Origin of the sequence: Isoptericola luteus, assembly GCF_020297055.1 — a bacterium.
Lineage (GTDB): Bacteria > Actinomycetota > Actinomycetes > Actinomycetales > Cellulomonadaceae > Isoptericola > Isoptericola luteus.
Genome location: NZ_JAIXCQ010000002.1, coordinates 18,336 through 33,509 on the forward strand (window position 1 = coordinate 18,336; position 15,174 = coordinate 33,509).

General features: G+C 74.3%; 15 protein-coding genes. 3 read left to right on the top strand and 12 right to left on the bottom strand.

Annotated elements, in window-relative coordinates; genetic code table 11:
* Window positions 1-6: 6 nt before the first annotated feature.
* The 3 genes from LEP48_RS03160 to LEP48_RS03170 all read right to left on the bottom strand — a co-directional run bounded on the left by LEP48_RS03160 (window position 7) and on the right by LEP48_RS03170 (window position 3,123).
* Entirely contained in the window at window positions 7-969 is a 963-nt protein-coding gene (locus LEP48_RS03160; protein ID WP_225564130.1) for a hypothetical protein, read from the bottom strand.
* Between the two features lies 1 nt (window position 970).
* Window positions 971-1,573, bottom strand: a complete 603-nt coding sequence (locus tag LEP48_RS03165) for a DUF6318 family protein (RefSeq protein ID WP_225564131.1) — start codon at window positions 1,571-1,573, stop codon at window positions 971-973.
* 221 nt (window positions 1,574-1,794) lie between these two features.
* Window positions 1,795-3,123, bottom strand: coding sequence for an MFS transporter (locus tag LEP48_RS03170; RefSeq protein ID WP_225564479.1), 1,329 nt, complete (start codon window positions 3,121-3,123; stop codon window positions 1,795-1,797).
* Window positions 3,124-3,161: 38 nt separating this feature from the next.
* On the opposite strand from LEP48_RS03170, the gene LEP48_RS03175 reads away from it, so the two are divergent.
* Window positions 3,162-3,680, top strand: a complete 519-nt coding sequence (locus tag LEP48_RS03175) for an NUDIX domain-containing protein (RefSeq protein WP_225564132.1) — start codon at window positions 3,162-3,164, stop codon at window positions 3,678-3,680.
* Here the strand turns inward: LEP48_RS03175 and LEP48_RS03180 are convergent, their stop codons facing one another.
* Entirely contained in the window at window positions 3,681-5,183 is a 1,503-nt protein-coding gene (locus LEP48_RS03180) for an NAD(P)H-quinone dehydrogenase (RefSeq protein WP_422723790.1), read from the bottom strand.
* A gap of 84 nt (window positions 5,184-5,267) precedes the next feature.
* On the opposite strand from LEP48_RS03180, the gene LEP48_RS03185 reads away from it, so the two are divergent.
* Together LEP48_RS03185 and LEP48_RS03190 are read left to right on the top strand one after the other, a co-directional pair.
* Window positions 5,268-6,119 carry a purine-nucleoside phosphorylase gene (locus tag LEP48_RS03185; protein WP_225564133.1) on the top strand — a complete coding sequence of 284 codons (852 nt, stop codon included), beginning with the start codon at window positions 5,268-5,270 and terminating at the stop codon, window positions 6,117-6,119.
* 28 nt (window positions 6,120-6,147) lie between these two features.
* On the top strand, window positions 6,148-7,971 hold the full coding sequence (locus tag LEP48_RS03190) for a phospho-sugar mutase (RefSeq protein WP_225564134.1): 1,824 nt from the start codon (window positions 6,148-6,150) through the stop codon (window positions 7,969-7,971).
* A 1-nt stretch (window position 7,972) separates the two neighbouring features.
* Here the strand turns inward: LEP48_RS03190 and LEP48_RS03195 are convergent, their stop codons facing one another.
* The 8 genes from LEP48_RS03195 to LEP48_RS03230 form a co-directional block, all read right to left on the bottom strand.
* Window positions 7,973-8,773 carry a siderophore-interacting protein gene (locus tag LEP48_RS03195; RefSeq protein ID WP_225564135.1) on the bottom strand — a complete coding sequence of 267 codons (801 nt, stop codon included), beginning with the start codon at window positions 8,771-8,773 and terminating at the stop codon, window positions 7,973-7,975.
* A gap of 73 nt (window positions 8,774-8,846) precedes the next feature.
* Window positions 8,847-10,403, bottom strand: a complete 1,557-nt coding sequence (locus LEP48_RS03200; protein WP_225564136.1) for a hypothetical protein — start codon at window positions 10,401-10,403, stop codon at window positions 8,847-8,849.
* A gap of 7 nt (window positions 10,404-10,410) precedes the next feature.
* A complete protein-coding gene (locus LEP48_RS03205; RefSeq protein ID WP_225564137.1) occupies window positions 10,411-11,139 on the bottom strand; it encodes an ABC transporter ATP-binding protein in 729 nt (242 codons plus the stop codon).
* 7 nt (window positions 11,140-11,146) lie between these two features.
* The gene (gene deoC / locus LEP48_RS03210) at window positions 11,147-11,935 is read right to left on the bottom strand and encodes a deoxyribose-phosphate aldolase (RefSeq protein ID WP_225564138.1); all 789 of its coding nucleotides are present in this window, start codon (window positions 11,933-11,935) and stop codon (window positions 11,147-11,149) included.
* Window positions 11,932-13,053 carry an adenosine deaminase gene (locus tag LEP48_RS03215; RefSeq protein ID WP_225564139.1) on the bottom strand — a complete coding sequence of 374 codons (1,122 nt, stop codon included), beginning with the start codon at window positions 13,051-13,053 and terminating at the stop codon, window positions 11,932-11,934. Before LEP48_RS03215 ends, deoC begins: the two co-directional genes overlap by 4 nt.
* Window positions 13,054-13,072: 19 nt before the next feature.
* A complete protein-coding gene (locus LEP48_RS03220) occupies window positions 13,073-13,324 on the bottom strand; it encodes a hypothetical protein (RefSeq protein WP_225564140.1) in 252 nt (83 codons plus the stop codon).
* 43 nt (window positions 13,325-13,367) lie between these two features.
* Entirely contained in the window at window positions 13,368-14,675 is a 1,308-nt protein-coding gene (locus LEP48_RS03225) for a thymidine phosphorylase (RefSeq protein ID WP_225564141.1), read from the bottom strand.
* On the bottom strand, window positions 14,675-15,172 hold the full coding sequence (locus LEP48_RS03230) for a cytidine deaminase (RefSeq protein WP_225564142.1): 498 nt from the start codon (window positions 15,170-15,172) through the stop codon (window positions 14,675-14,677). The genes LEP48_RS03225 and LEP48_RS03230 overlap by 1 nt, the downstream gene beginning before the upstream one ends.
* Between the last annotated feature and the right edge of the window lie 2 nt (window positions 15,173-15,174).

The following is a 15,174-nucleotide window of genomic DNA, read 5'->3' on the forward strand; positions in this document are numbered from 1 at the left end:
CCCTGGTCAGCAGACGTCGTTGCCGTGGAGGTCCTCGCAGACCAGACGGGTGCGCGCTTCGGTGACCGTCGCGGGAGCGGTCGTGCTGGTGGTCGTGATGGTGCCCTCGATCGCCGTCCACGTGCTGCTGCCCTGGATGCGGAAGCTGCCCCGCCACGTCGTGGTCAACGAGACCTCGATCCCGGAACGGTAGACGTCCCCCTCCGCGTCGACAGCAGTCCCCACGTCCGTGCCCGGCTCCCCCAGCCGGCTGTACGTGTGCCCCACCCAGGACGCGTCCGGCAACGGATCACCCTCGCTCCACGCCCGACCCGGCTCCGTCGTGGTCAACGTGCCGCCACCGGCCGAGTACGGGTCGTCGAAGTCCCACACGAACTGCGCCGGATCCGCCCGGATCACCACCGGCACGTCGAGCAGCACGGCCTCGAGCTCCTGCGGCTCAGCCGTCGTGTAGGCCGGGTAGTGCACGTTGACGAGCATCGGCTCACCGCCCTGCACCGTCACCGGCGGCGTCGGGACCTTCATCACCGCGAACTCCCGCGCCGCCTCCACCGCCAGGTCCGCCGGAGTCACACACTGCCCGTCAGAAAGCTGCTCGGGCGCGCCGTAGCTCCCGTCGTCACGGACCCGCTGGACCCACAACGGCGCCAACCAGTACTCGTCACAGTCCGGGTCCGCCATGAAGCCGGCCTCGCCCGCATCACAAGCCCCAGGCGCATCCACGATGTCCTGCAGATAGTTCGTGTCGTTCAGCTGCAAGCACGTGACCGCGTCCACGCGCACGTACCTATCACTGAGTCCACTTGCCCCGTCGTCCTCGACGGGGACGTTGCCGCCGCCGCGCTCCTTGTGCTCCGCGATGAAACCGTCACCTTCAGGAGTGCCACGCCCTTGAATTTCCGGTTCGGCCGCGGCTGTCAGAAGTCCGACCAGTGCCGCCATCGCGGCAAGTTTGAACTTGGCGCCCATCCTATGAATCCGTCACGTTGGTGATACCGACGATTACCCAATCCTCGTCGGCGAGAGCAAGTTCCACGCCCATGACAAGCTCGATCGCATCCTGCTGGAAGACTTCGTCGCCGGACCCGTCTGTAACGGTCACTGCGCCCTGACTGACCGCGACGTCTACCCTCTGAAGACCTGTTGCAGAATCTTGAACGTAAGACTCTTGCACCCGGACCTCAGTCAGTTCATTCGTCCAGGCATAGGAGTGGTCGGCGATCTCCTGCGCCTGCTCCAGGCGCTCTACGCAGTAGTCGCACTCCTTGTGTGACATCGCTTCCCACTGAGCAGTGTCGCCCGTCTTCATGATGTAGTCGTCGAGTCGCAGAAAGTACACCGCGGCCGCCTCCGCACCGGCGGGGCCGTCGTCGTCCATCTCCACCGGGCGCTCGGGCGGGGCGACCGTCGACGTGGGACTCGGCGACACGGACGGTGACGCGGAGAGTGATGGCCCCGGCGTCGTGGACTCCGACGCGGCGGGCGGCGGTTCGGGTCCGTCCGGGCCGCAGCCTGCGAGGAGCAGGACCGCGGCGAGGCCGACGGCAGTGGCGGCGAGCGTTGCGCGAGGCATACGGGATGCTTTCGGTCGACGACGACAACGTGGAGACCCTAGGGGATCTGACGCGATCGTGTCGGAACGTCCTGTGGACGAGAAGCCCCACGCGAGTTGTCAGGACCACGTGCACGTTCCGATCAACGTGAACCTGACAACTCGCCGGGCCCAGGAGTTGTCAGGACCACGTGCACGTTCCGGTCGACGTGGACCTGACAACTCGCGGGGCCGGCCGCAGCCTAGGCCGCGGGGTCGGGCACGGCCTCGGGGACGGGACGACGTTCGACGGCGGCCAGCGACCGGCGGGCGGTCGGGATCGCGAGCACCGTGACGACGAACGCGACGAGCAGCAGCCCCGCCACGACGAGCAGCGGCTCGATCGCGAACCGGTCGGCGAGCGGCCCGAACACGACCATGCTCAGCGGCATCGCCACCGTCATGACGATTCCGACGAACCCGAACACCCGGCCCAGCATCTGCGGCTCCACCGACTCCTGCAGGATCGTCATGCTCGGCGCCGACATGAACGCGAACGCGACGCTGATGACGAACCCGATGCCGTAGAACACCCACAGGTTCGTGGCCAGCCCGAGGAGCGCCGTGAACGCCCCGGCCGCGAGCACGGACCCGACGATCAGCGCGACCTTGTTCCTGACCCGGGGGCCGAGCGCCGCCATCACGATCCCGCCCGCCAGCATGCCCGCCGCCCAGAAGATCTCGTTCGCGGTGAGCTTCCACACCTCGTCACCGAACGTGCGGACCACCATGAGCGGCGTCAGGTAGGACGGCGCACCGACCAGCACCATCGACACGGCGAAGAGCACCATGAGCCACCGCACGGGACCGTGCGCCGCGACGTACCGCACCCCGGCGGCGAGGTCGCCGAAGTAGCTCACGGCACCGTCCGCGTCCTGGCGCACCAGGCGCGGCACCGTGACCAGGAGCAGCAGGCCGACCCCGACGAGCGCGGTCACGACGTCCACGAAGAACACCGCCACGATGTCGTAGCTCGCGTAGACGCCCGCGGCCACCGCCGGGGCGAGCAGCATCATGGCCGACTGGATGGACTGGTTGATCCCGTTGATCCGCAGCAGCTGGTCGGCGGGCACGATCTGCGGGATCATCGCGCTCACCGCGGGCGTCTGGATGCCGGCGAAGGTGGACCGGACGGCGAGAGCCACGTAGATGAGCCACAGGTCGTCGATCCCGGAGGCCATGAGCAGCGCGAGGGCCAGCGTGATCGTCGCGATCGCGGTGTCCGCACCGATGATGAGCAGCCTCCGGTCGTGCCGGTCGGCCCAGACCCCGCCGAAGATCGAGACGAACGCCTGCGGGAGCATGCCGAACACGATGCTGAGCATCAGCACGGCGCCGGACCCGGTCTCGATGGTCAGGTGCCACATCACGGCGAACTGCACCAGCATCGAGCCGAGCAGCGAGATCGTCTGGCCGGTGAGGAAGAGCGCGACGTTCCGCTTCCAGCCGGGCATGTCGTTCGTCGGGTCGTCCGTCATGTCCGGGGTAGACCGGTGCTCGTGCCCGGACTCGTCGGTGGAGCCGGTGGCCATGTCGTTCACGCGTCCATCCTCGGTTGTAGCCTGGCGGCGTGCCCAGCAGATTTCCACCGACCGACGTCCTGCACCGGCACGCCGGCGACGGCTGGGTGACGTGCGGCGACCACCAGCACTGGGGCACGCACGGCGCCGCGGGGCTGCTGCTGGCGCGCCGCGGGGACGCGGCCGCAGGACCGCTCGCCGGTCCGGTGACCCACGTCGTGCTGCAGCACCGCGCGCTCTGGTCCGACCAGGGCGGCACCTGGGGCGTTCCCGGCGGCGCGCTCGCCCCCGGCGAGAGCCCGGAGGCCGGCGCCCTGCGCGAGTCGCTGGAGGAGGCCGCGATCCCGCCCGGTGCCGTGCACGTGCTCGGCACCCACGTCCTGGACCACGGCCCGTGGGCGTACACGACGGTGGTCGCCGACGTCACCCCGGGCGCCGTCGTGCGGCCCGCGCCCGCCGACCCCGAGAGCCTCGAGGTCCGCTGGGTCGCGGTCGACGAGCTGGCGACCCTCCCCCTGCTCCCCGCGTTCGCCGCGGCGTGGCCGCGGCTGCACGCCCTGCTGGGCTAGCTAGCGCACCTGGCCGTGCAGCACGCGCGCGGCCTCGGCGATCGACCCCGACAGGGACGGGTAGACGGTGAACGCCTCGGCGACGTCGTCCACGGTGAGCCGGTGGGCGACCGCCAGCGTGATGGGGAACACCAGCTCGCTGGCGCGCGGCGCCACGACGACGCCGCCGAGGACCACGCCCGCCTCGGGATGCGCGAAGAGCTTGACGAAGCCGTCACGCATGCCGAGCATCTTGGCGCGCGGGTTGCGCGCCAGGGGCAGCATCGTCGTGACGTACCGCGACCCCTGCTCGCGCAGCCGGGCCTCGCTGTACCCGACGGTCGCGATCTCGGGGGCCGTGAAGATGTTCGCGGCGACGCGGCCGAGCTTGAGCGGCGCGACGGCGTCGCCCAGCGCGTGCGACATCGCGATGCGCCCCTGCATGGCCGCGACGGACGCCAGGGGCAGCACGCCGGTGCAGTCGCCGGCGGCGTAGATGCCGCGCACCGACGTCCGCGACACCTTGTCCACGGCGACGTGGCCGGACTCGGTGAGCCGCACGCCCGCCTCCTCGAGGCCCAGGCCCGCCGTCGAGGGCACCGCCCCGACCGCGATGAGCACGTGCGAGCCGGTGACGACGCGCCCGTCGGCCAGGGTGACGGCCACCCCGTCGGCCGTGCGCTCCGCCGTCGCCGCGCGCGAGCGCGACATCACCGTCATGCCGCGGGAGCGGAACACTCCCTCGAGCAGCTCGGCGGCGTCCATGTCCTCGCCGGGCAGCACCCGGTCGCGCGAGGAGACGAGCACGACCTCCGACCCGAGGGCCTGGTAGGCGCCGGCGAACTCCGCGCCGGTGACGCCGGAGCCGACGACGATCAGCCGTTCGGGCAGCTCGGTGAGCCGGTAGAGCTGGGTCCAGGTGAGGATGCGGTCGCCGTCGGGCACCGCCGTGTCCAGCGTGCGGGGCGTGGCGCCCAGGGCGAGCAGGATCGTGTCGGCGTCCAGCGTCGTGGTCGCGCCGTCACCGGCCCCGTCGGCACCGTCGGCACCGTCGTGCTCGACGACGACGCGCGACGGACCGTCCAGCCGCCCGCGGCCGTGGACGACCTGCACGCCCTCGCGCTCGAGGCGGGCGCGGATGTCGGCGGACTGGGCCTCCGCGAGCGCCAGCACGCGGGCGTTCACCGCCTCCAGGTCCACGATCGCGCGGCGGTCCCGGGGCTCGCCCGGGTCCCCGCCTCGGATGCCGAGCTCGGGACCCTGCTCGGCGATGGTCAGCCACTCGGCGGTCGCGATGAGGGTCTTCGAGGGCACGACGTCGGTGAGCACGGCGGCACCGCCGAGACCCTGCTGCTCGACGACGGTCACGCGGGCGCCGAGCCGGCGGGCGACCAGGGCCGCCTCGTAGCCGCCCGGGCCACCGCCGACGACGACGACGCGCTGGCTTCGGGGGTCTGCTCCCGGCGCGCCAGGTGCGGCGACGGGAGCAGGGGTGTCCTGCGGAGGGGTGTTCACGGTGGGCACGGGCCCATTGTGTCAGGCCCCCGACAGGCCCTGCGACCGGCACCGGCACGGCAAGGCCGTCCGGGCGGGGATACCCTCTGCACCATGAGTACCAGCACCACCGCCGTCCCCGACCTGGACGACCCCACCACCGACCCGTTCGACGTCGCGCGCGCCGCCGCCACCCACATCGCCGAGGCCACGGGGGTTCCCGGGCACGACGTGGCGCTGGTGCTCGGCTCAGGCTGGAGCGCCGCCGCCGAGCTCGTCGGGGACGTCGTCGCCGAGATCCCCACCCACGAGATCCCGGGCTTCTCGAAGCCGTCGGTGGCGGGCCACGGGACGACGACACGCTCGGTGCGCGTCGAGCGGCCGGACGGCGCCGTCCGGCACGCGCTGGTGCTGGGTGGGCGCACCCACCTGTACGAGGGCAAGGGCGTGCGCCACGTCGCCCACGGCGTGCGGACCGCCGCCGCGGCCGGCTGCGAGAGCGTCGTGCTGACCAACGGCTGCGGCGGCCTGCACATCTCGTGGCGCCCCGGGCAGCCGGTGCTGCTATCCGACCACATCAACCTCACCGCGCACTCCCCGCTGGAGGGCGCGACGTTCGTCGACCTGACGGACCTGTACTCCCCTCGTCTGCGCGAGATCGCCAAGCAGGTCGATCCCGACCTGCCCGAGGGCGTGTACGCCCAGTTCCCCGGCCCGCACTACGAGACCCCGGCCGAGGTGAAGATGGCCGGGCTCCTCGGCGCGGACCTCGTCGGCATGTCCACGACCCTCGAGGCGATCGCCGCCCGGCACGCCGGCATGGAGGTGCTCGGGATCTCGCTCGTGACGAACCTCGCCGCCGGCATCAGCCCGCAGCCGCTCTCGCACGCCGAGGTGCTGGAGGCGGGCCAGGAGGCCGGCCCGCGCATCAGCGACCTGCTCGCACGCGTCGTGAAGTCGCTCTGACCCGCATCCTCGGTCTGAAGGAGGCCCCATGAGCCTGGACACCGACGACCCGGCCTTCGACGCCGGCGCGGGCGCCCGGAGCGAGATCCCGCTCGACCTGCTGCTGGACCAGGTCGAGCGCTGGATCCGCGACGACGTCGACGAGACCGACCAGGCCGAGCTCTCCGCGCTCGCACAGGCCACGGGCTCGCACGTGAGCAGGACCCGCGACGCCGCGGTGGCCGAGCTGCGGGACCGGTTCACCGGCTCGCTGCAGTTCGGCACGGCGGGCCTGCGCGGGGCGATGGCGGCCGGGCCGAACCGCATGAACCGCGCCGTCGTGACGGCGGCCGCCGCCGGTCTGGGTGCCTACCTCGCAGCGTCGCTCGGGCCGCGCTCGGCGGCGCGCGTCGTCGTCGGCTTCGACGCGCGGCACCGCTCGAAGGACTTCGCGACCGACACCGCAGCCGTCCTCACGGCCGCGGGGGCCGAGGTGCTGCTCCTGCCCTCCGCGCTGCCGACGCCCGTCCTCGCGTTCGCCGTCCGGCACCTCGACGCCGACGCCGGCGTCATGGTCACCGCCAGCCACAACCCGGCGGCGGACAACGGGTACAAGGTCTACCTGGGCGGTCGCGTCGTGGTCGACGACGGGCAGGGCGCCCAGATCGTGCCCCCGCACGACGCCGGCATCGCCGAGCGGATCGCCGCGGTCGGGCCGGCAGCCGGCGTGCCCCGGGCGGAGTCCGGCTGGACGGTCCTGGACCGCGAGATCGCGCTGGCATACCTCGCCTCGGTGCGCGCGCTGTCCGACGGCCGGCCGCGCACGCTCAAGGTCGTCACCACGTCGCTGCACGGGGTCGGGGGGCGCGTGCTGGCGAGGGCGCTCGCCGACGCGGGCTTCACCGACGTCGTCCCGGTCGCCGAGCAGGCCGACCCGGACCCGGACTTTCCCACGGTGCGGTTCCCGAACCCGGAGGAGCCGGGCGCGATCGACATGGCGCTCGGCCTCGCCGCCGACGTCGGCGCGGACCTCGTCATCGCGAACGACCCCGACGCCGACCGCTGCGCCGTCGCCGTCATGGACCCCACCGTCGGGACGTACCAGGGCGCCGAGACGGCACGCTCCCACGGCTGGCGGATGCTGCACGGCGACGAGGTGGGCGCGCTCCTCGGGCGCGAGATCGCCGCGCGCGCCGACGCCGTCCGGGGCGCGCAGCGGCCGGTGCTGGCCTCCTCGGTGGTCTCGTCGCGGGCGCTGTCGTCCATCGCGGCGCACCACGGCGCGGCACACGTCACCACGCTCACGGGGTTCAAGTGGATCGCACGCACCCCGGGCCTCGTGTTCGGCTACGAGGAGGCGCTCGGCTACTGCGTCGACCCGGCCAGCGTGCGGGACAAGGACGGCATCAGCGCCGCGGTGCTCGTCGCGCAGCTCGCCGACCGGCTCAAGAGCGAGGGGCGCACGATCATCGACGCGCTCGACGACGTCGCCCGGGAGAACGGGCTCTTCCTCACCGACCAGCTCTCGGCCCGGTTCTCCGACCTCGAGCGCATCGGCGCGACGATGGCGCACCTGCGCTCGAACCCGCCGCGCACCCTTGCCGGCTCGGCCGTCGCGAACGTCCTCGACCTGACGGCCGGCGTGGACGGCCTGCCGCCCACCGACGGCATCGTGCTGCTCGCGGCGGACGACACCCGCGTCGTGGTCCGGCCGAGCGGCACCGAGCCCAAGGTGAAGTGCTACCTCGAGGTGGTCGAACCGGTCGCGCCCGACGCCACGTCGTACGACGTCGGCCGCATCCGCGTGGCCGCCCACGCCCGGCTCGACCGGGTGAAGGCGGACATGCGCGCGGCGATGGGGCTCGGGGGCTGACTCAGCCGACGGGGCTCAGCGCGGCGTCGTCCTGCTCGACGGCGGCGGCCCAGTCGCGCTTCGCGGCGCGCCAGCCCTCGTCGTCGACGCCGCGACGCCAGTAGCCCGACGCGGACAGCCGCTCGCGGGGGACGCCGAGCTCGGCCCGTACCCAGCGGCGCAGGTCGCGCACGCACGACGCCTCGCCGTGCAGGAAGGCCTGGGGCGAGCCGTCCGGCAGCTCGCCGGCAGCGTGCGCCTCGCGGACCGCGTCGACCAGGCTGCGGGTACCGCGGTGCACCCAGGTCAGGTGCAGGTCGGCGGCGCTCTGAACCGGCTGCTCGTCCTCGGGCCCGGGGACCTCGACGACGGCGTGCGCCACCGCGCCGGCGGGCAGCGCCTCGAGCGACGCCGCGATCGCGGGCCAGGCCGAGTCGTCCCCGACCAGCAGGTGCCATGCGGCGTCCGGCGCGGGCGCGTAGCCCCCGCCCGGCCCCATGAAGGACACCGGCTCCCCGGGCTCGACGCGGGCGGCCCAGCGGGCCGCCACCCCCTCGTCGCCGTGCAGCACCAGGTCGACGTCCCACTCGTCCCCGCGGAACGCCCGGACCGTGTACGTGCGCAGCAGGGGGCGCCCGTCCTCCAGCTCGCCGAGCACCAGCTTGAGGTAGCTGTCCGTGAACCCGATGGGCTCGAGGGTCGCGAGCTCGGGGCCGCGCAGCGTCACCCGCACCAGGTGGGGGCTGAGCCGCCGTACCGCGGAGACGGTCGCGTGCTTGGGGGTGCGCTTGCGTGCGGGAGGTCCGCCGGGAGTCTGGCTCATGGTGAGGCGAGCCTAACCCAGCACGGCATCGGCTCGATCGAGCGTCTGCGCGAGGGAGCGGCAGGGGCGCCGGTCAGGCGCGCGCGACCCGACGGACGGCCGCGCGGACGAGCCACACGGCGACCGCCACGGCGAGCACCGCCGTCGTGACGCCCGCGCCGGGTCCCGCCCGCTGGGCCAGCCAGGCCACCGTCACCACGACGAGCCACCCGCGCAGGTACCACGCCGCCAGCACCAGCATGGCCATGTCGCCCGCCGGCGTCATCATCGGCGTGAAGATCTCCGGGGGAGCCGCGGACGCCCCCGCGACCCAGGCCCGCGCGGCGAGCACGACCACGAGCAGGGCGACCAGCACCGGCCCCGCCACCGGGCCCGACAGGCCGAGCACCGCCCCGACGCCGAGGGCCAGGCCACCGACGCCTGCGGCGACCGCCGCCGGGATCACGAGGTGTGCGGCGAGGAGCCGCCCGGGCGGGCCGGGCAGCAGCCGGCCCGGCTCCGGCTGGGACGCGAACGCCCGCAGCCCGCCGGCCCATCCGGCGCTCGACGCGTACAGGGCGGCCGCGCCGATCACGACCGGCAGCGCTCCCCCGCCTCCCCCAGCGTCCCCGGCTCCCCCGTCGGCGCCGGACAGCACCATGAGCCCGCCCAGCCCCCCGACGAGCACCGACGCGAGCGAGGCGTTCACCAGACGCCGCAGGCCCAGCAGGTCGCGCGCCACGACAGGCGCCCGGCGCAGCAGCGGTGCGACGAACGTGGAGCCCCGGCCACCGGACCGCCGCGCGCCCAGGAGCTCTGCCGTCCCCCCGGAGTCGCCGCCCGCGAGCCCGCTCCCGGCGATCGCGGTACGACGGAACCCGGCCGCCGCCTCGTCGGCGTCGACCTCGTCGGGGAGCACCCGCAGCACCAGCAGCACGCAGGCCACGCCCACGGCGGCGACCACGCCGAGCGGGACGAGCCCGCCGAGGGAGCCTGGCGCGCCGAGGGCCCCCGGCCGTGCGAGCACTGCCGACGGCAGCAGCAGGCACGCCCCGCCGAGCACCAGGAGCGCGCCGGCCACACCGTGCGCCGTCCGGCGCCACCGTGGCGTCTGTGCCGCCACGCCCACGGCGAGGGGCACCTGGGCCCCCAGCGCACCCGCGAGCCCCCACCCGAGGAGCGCGGGTCCGCCGCCCGCCGACGCGAGGGCCGTCGTCATGAACGCCCCCAGTACCGCGGCACCGGCCACGAGGCTGGCGCCACGTAGGCGCAGCACCGTCCGGGGGCGGAACTGCCCGCCCAGCACGAAGGTCGCCTCGGCGGGACTCACCCACAGCGGGCCGCCCGTCCGGGCAGCGAGGGCGGTCCCCGCGCTCGCCAGCCCGAGCCCGAGCAGGGACCCCGCGAAGGCCCCCACGGGCAGCACGCCGCCGGCCACGGCCACGGCCGACCAGAGGATCGGCCCGTAGACCAGGGCGAGAAGGACGACGCCGTACCCGAGGTACACGCGGTCGTGCGGGTCACCGCCCGCCTCCGCGGCCCGTACCAGCGCGGTGCGGCGCCGCATCGAGCGCACCCACCGGCGCCAGCGACGATAGGGCACGCGCAGGGACGCCCCGCTCGCCGCCGTCCCGTCGTCCGGAGCCGTCACCCGGCCGTCACCGCGCCCCGGGCGGACAGGTGCGGACAGGTGCGGACATGGCCACCACCTGGCCGCGCCCGGCCAGGTCGGCGCGCAGGTCCGCGTCGTGCGTCGCCACGACGAGCGCCCGGCCGTCGTCGAGCGCGCCGCCGACCAGACGGCGGGCGACGGCGCGCCAGCGGGCGTCGAGGCGCTGCTCGGGCTCGTCGAGCAGGACCAGCAGGGCCGGCCGGAACAGGGTGGTCGCCAGCGCGAACATCTGCGCCTCGCCCGAGGAGAGCTCGCCGGGGAGCTGGTCGCGCACCCGGTCGAGCTCGGCGGCCTCCAGCGCCGCGTCGACCGAGGGCCCACGGTGCCTCCCGGCCCACGCCGAGGCGACCAGCCGCAGGTGCTCCGCGACCGTGAGGTCGGGGTAGGCCGGCAGCCCGCCCAGCAGCACCGCCACGTCCTCGCGGCGACGCCGACGGGCCTGGGCCGCGGGCAGCCCGAGCACGCGCACCGTGCCCGACGTCGGCTCGTCCCTGCCCGCCAGGAGCCGCAGGAGCGTGGACTTGCCGCTCCCGTTCGGCCCCACCACCGCGACGGCGCCGCCGGGCGACACCCGCAGCGTCGTGGGCGCCAGCACCTCCACGGTGCCGTGGGTGCGGGTCGCCCCGGCGACCTCGACGATCGCATCCGGCTCCGCCGGCACGTCCGGCTCGTCCGCCGAGGGCGCGACCGGGCCGAGGCCGTCCGGGGGCGTCACGCCGACGTCAGTAGCCGACGGCCGAGGAGGCCGTCGCGCCGCCGTCCGACCCGTCCCCCGCTGGCTCCGCGAAGCCTGCCACGACGCTCGCCGTGCCCGACAGGCCGAGCCGCGTGGCGCCGGCCTCGATCATCGCGAGCGCGTCCGACAGGGTCCGCACGCCGCCCGAGGCCTTCACCCCGAGCTCGGGGCCCACCGTCGACGCCATGAGCGCCACGGCGTGCACCGACGCCCCGCCGGCCGGGTGGAACCCGGTGGACGTCTTGACGTAGTCCGCGCCGGCGGCCTGCGCCGCACGGCAGACCGCGACGATCTGCTCGTCGTCCAGCGCCGCCGACTCGATGATGACCTTGAGCACCTTGCCCGCGGGCACCGCCGCGCGCACGGCGGCGATGTCCTGCTGGACGGCGTCGAAGTCCCCGGCCCTGGCGGCGCCGACGTCGATCACCATGTCGACCTCGTCCGCGCCGTCCTCCACGGAGCGTGCGGCCTCGGCCGCCTTGACCTCGCTGACGTGCTTGCCCGACGGGAAACCGCAGACCGTGGCCACGGCGAGCCGCCCCGCGGCCACCTCGACGGCGTGCGCGACGAAGGTGGGCGAGACGCACACCGAGAACACGCCGAGGCGCGCGCCCTCCTCGACGAGCGCGGTGACGTCCGCCGGGACGGCCTCCGGCTTGAGCAGCGTGTGGTCGACGAACCGGGCGAGCGCGGCGGCGTCGGCGGGCACGCCCGCAGGCGCCCCAGCGGGCTCCCGGGTGGGCTCGGACTGTTCGGGCGTGGTCCGGTCGCTCATCGCAGGGCCCCCTCGATCTTCTGGTAGCCGGGCAGGATCACGTCGTCGACGAGGCTGCGTCGCTCGTCGTGGTGCATGAACGTGCTCCACGCGGCGGTCATCGTCACGTCCGCGAGGTCGTCGATCGTCCAGCCGGCCTCGGAGACCAGGCGCGTCATCTCGTGCGACATCGACGTGCGCGACATGAGCCGGTTGTCGGTGTTGAGGGTCACCGCGAAGTCGAGCTCCTTGAGCACCGTGATCGGGTGGTCGGCGATGCCGGTGGCACCGTGCGCGGCGGACGTCTGCAGGTTCGACACCGGGCAGACCTCGAGGGCGATCTGGTGGTCGCGCACCCAGTGCGCGAGGCGCCCGAGCTCGGCCCGCCGCTCGCCGTTCCCCGGCTCCTCGCCGCTCCCGAGCGTGATGTCCTCCATGATCCGCACGCCGTGCCCGAGCCGGTCGGCCTGGCCCAGGTGCACGGCCTGCGAGATCGAGTCGACGCCGGCGGCCTCCCCCGCGTGGATCGTCACCGGGAAGTCGTGCTCGGCGAGGAACCGCCAGATCTCGGCGTGCCGCGACGGCGGGAAACCGTCCTCGGGGCCGGCGATGTCGAAGCCGACGACGCCGCGGTCCCGGTACGCCACCGCGAGCTGCGCCACCTCCTGCCAGCGGTCCGTGTGCCGCATCGCGGTGACCAGCTGGCCGACCCGGATGATGCGCCCGGCGGCCGCCGCCTCGCGGATGCCCTCGTCGATGCCCGCCTGCACGGCCTCGACCGTCGCCTCGAGCGAGAGGCCCTTGGCCAGGTGCTGCTCCGGCGCCCAGCGCTGCTCGGCGTACACGACGCCGTCCGCCGCGAGGTCGAGCACGGCCTCGCGGGCCACGCGGGCCAGGGCCTCGGGCGTCTGCATGACGGCGATGGTGTGGTCGAACGTCTCGAGGTAGCGCACCAGCGACCCCGAGTCCGCGGACTCGACGAACCACGTGCCGAGGGAGTCGGCGTCCAGGGCGGGCAGGGTGTGCCCCACCTCGTCCGCGAGCTCGAGCACGGTCTGCGGTCGCAGACCTCCGTCGAGATGGTCGTGCAGCAGGACCTTGGGCAGGTCGGGGATCAGGTCGACGAGGGCTTGCGTCATGGGCCCAACCTACCTGCCCTCAGGCGTCGTCCGCCCCCGCGCCGAGGTCGTCCTCGTCGGCTCCGGGCACCGTCCGGGACTGCTCCACGACGTCGGCCTCGGACGCGGCGCCGTCGAGGTCCGGGCGCGGGAACGCCGGCCGGTACTCGCCGTCGCGGGCCGCGTCGGGGTCCGGGTCCGGGTCCGCGCCCGTCGCCTCGTCGAGCAGGCTCGTCTCGTCCGGGTCGTCGAGGCCGGCGTCGCGCCGGCCGTCCTCTGGCACCGTGCTCATGCGCCCATCGTGGCCCGGGTCCCCGGACCTCGCAGGTCGGGCCTCAGCCGATGCGGTCGATGAGCAGCGGCCGGGCCGCCACGGTCCCCGTGTCGTCGGCGAGGCTCCACGCCCCGTCGAGCACGGCGCGGGCCCGGTCGAACCGCTCGGGGGTGTCGGTGTGCAGGGTCAGCAGCGGCTGGCCCGCGGTCACCGGCTCGCCCGGCCGCACGTGCACCTCGACGCCGGCCCCGGCCTGCACGGGCTCGTCCCGGCGCGACCGGCCTGCACCGAGGCGCCACGCGGCCACGCCGACGGCGTACGCGTCCAGGGTGCCGAGCACGCCCGAGCCCTGCGCCACCACGTCGTGGCGGTGCGCGGCCACGGGCAGCGGGGCGTCCGGGTCGCCGTCCTGCGCCACGATCATGCGCCGCCACACGTCCATCGCCCGCCCGTCGGCGAGCGCCGCACGGACCTCGGCATCCGGGGTGGGGCGCCCGGCCCCGGCGAGCATCTCGACGGCGAGCGCGACCGTGAGGTCGACGACGTCGGCCGGACCCGCGCCGGAGAGCACCTCGAGGGACTCGCGGACCTCCAGCGCGTTGCCGGCGGTGCGGCCCAGCGGCACCTGCATGTCCGTGAGCAAGGCGACGGTGCGCACTCCCGCGTCGGTGCCGAGGTCGACCATCGTGCGGGCGAGCTCCGTGGCCATGTCGAGGTCCTTCATGAACGCCCCGGACCCGACCTTGACGTCGAGCACGAGCGCGCCCGTGCCCTCCGCGATCTTCTTGCTCATGATCGAGCTGGCGATGAGGGGCACCGCCTCGACGGTCCCGGTGACGTCGCGCAGCGCGTAGAGCTTCTTGTCGGCGGGCGCCAGGCCGGCCCCCGCGGCGCAGATCACGGCGCCGACGTCGTCGAGCTGCGCCATCATCTCGTCGTTCGTCAGCGCCGCCCGCCAGCCCGGGACGGACTCGAGCTTGTCCAGGGTGCCGCCCGTGTGCCCGAGCCCGCGCCCGGACAGCTGCGGCACCGCGACCCCGAACACGGCGACGAGCGGTGCCAAGGGCAGCGTGATCTTGTCCCCCACGCCACCGGTCGAGTGCTTGTCCGCCGTCGGCCGGCTGAGCCCCGAGAAGTCCATCCGCTCGCCCGAGGCAATCATCGCGTTCGTCCACCGCGACACCTCGGCGCGCGTCATGCCGTTGAGCAGGATCGCCATCGCCAGCGCGGACATCTGCTCCTCGGCGACGACGCCCCGCGTGTAGGCGTCGACGACCCAGTCCACCTGCGCGTCGGTGAGCGTCGCACGGTCACGCTTGGCGCGGATCACCTCGACGGCGTCGAACGGCTCGGTGTGAGGGGTGGCCATCAGGACTCCTGGTCTGTGTCTGTGTCTGCTGCGGTGTCCGCGCCTGCTGGTGCCTCGGCATCCGTGCTCGGCGGGCGAAGACGGGGACGGGCGAGGTCGGGCGCCCCGAACGCGTCGGGCAGCACCTCGGTCATGGGCACGACGCCGCGCACGGAGTCGACCAGCAGGTCGGCGCCGCCGTGCTCCCACAGGAGCTGGCGGCACCGGCCGCACGGCATGAGGGTCTGCCCGGCACCGTCGACGCACGTGAACGCCACGAGGCGCCCCCCGCCCCCGACGACCAGCGCGGAGACGAGCGAGCACTCGGCGCACAACGTCACGCCGTAGGCGGCGTTCTCGACGTTGCAGCCGACCACGACGCGTCCGTCGTCGACGAGCGCGGCCGCCCCCACCGGGAACTGCGAGTACGGCGCGTAGGCGCGCTCGACGACCTCGCGGGCCGCGGCCCGCAGCCCGTCCCAGTCGACGGGCGCATCAGGCCGCTGGACCGACGACATGG

Bases quoted from the DNA above. Each gene is read 5' to 3' on its own strand.
- LEP48_RS03165 (WP_225564131.1), bottom strand. From the start codon at position 1,573: ATGCCTCGCGCAACGCTCGCCGCCACTGCCGTCGGCCTCGCCGCGGTC.
- LEP48_RS03160 (WP_225564130.1), bottom strand. From the start codon at position 969: ATGGGCGCCAAGTTCAAACTTGCCGCGATGGCGGCACTGGTCGGACTT.
- LEP48_RS03230 (WP_225564142.1), bottom strand. From the start codon at position 15,172: ATGTCGTCGGTCCAGCGGCCTGATGCGCCCGTCGACTGGGACGGGCTG.
- LEP48_RS03225 (WP_225564141.1), bottom strand. From the start codon at position 14,675: ATGGCCACCCCTCACACCGAGCCGTTCGACGCCGTCGAGGTGATCCGC.
- LEP48_RS03170 (WP_225564479.1), bottom strand. From the start codon at position 3,123: ATGGCCACCGGCTCCACCGACGAGTCCGGGCACGAGCACCGGTCTACC.
- LEP48_RS03220 (WP_225564140.1), bottom strand. From the start codon at position 13,324: ATGAGCACGGTGCCAGAGGACGGCCGGCGCGACGCCGGCCTCGACGAC.
- deoC (WP_225564138.1), bottom strand. From the start codon at position 11,935: ATGAGCGACCGGACCACGCCCGAACAGTCCGAGCCCACCCGGGAGCCC.
- LEP48_RS03190 (WP_225564134.1), top strand. From the start codon at position 6,148: ATGAGCCTGGACACCGACGACCCGGCCTTCGACGCCGGCGCGGGCGCC.
- LEP48_RS03195 (WP_225564135.1), bottom strand. From the start codon at position 8,773: ATGAGCCAGACTCCCGGCGGACCTCCCGCACGCAAGCGCACCCCCAAG.
- LEP48_RS03185 (WP_225564133.1), top strand. From the start codon at position 5,268: ATGAGTACCAGCACCACCGCCGTCCCCGACCTGGACGACCCCACCACC.
- LEP48_RS03215 (WP_225564139.1), bottom strand. From the start codon at position 13,053: ATGACGCAAGCCCTCGTCGACCTGATCCCCGACCTGCCCAAGGTCCTG.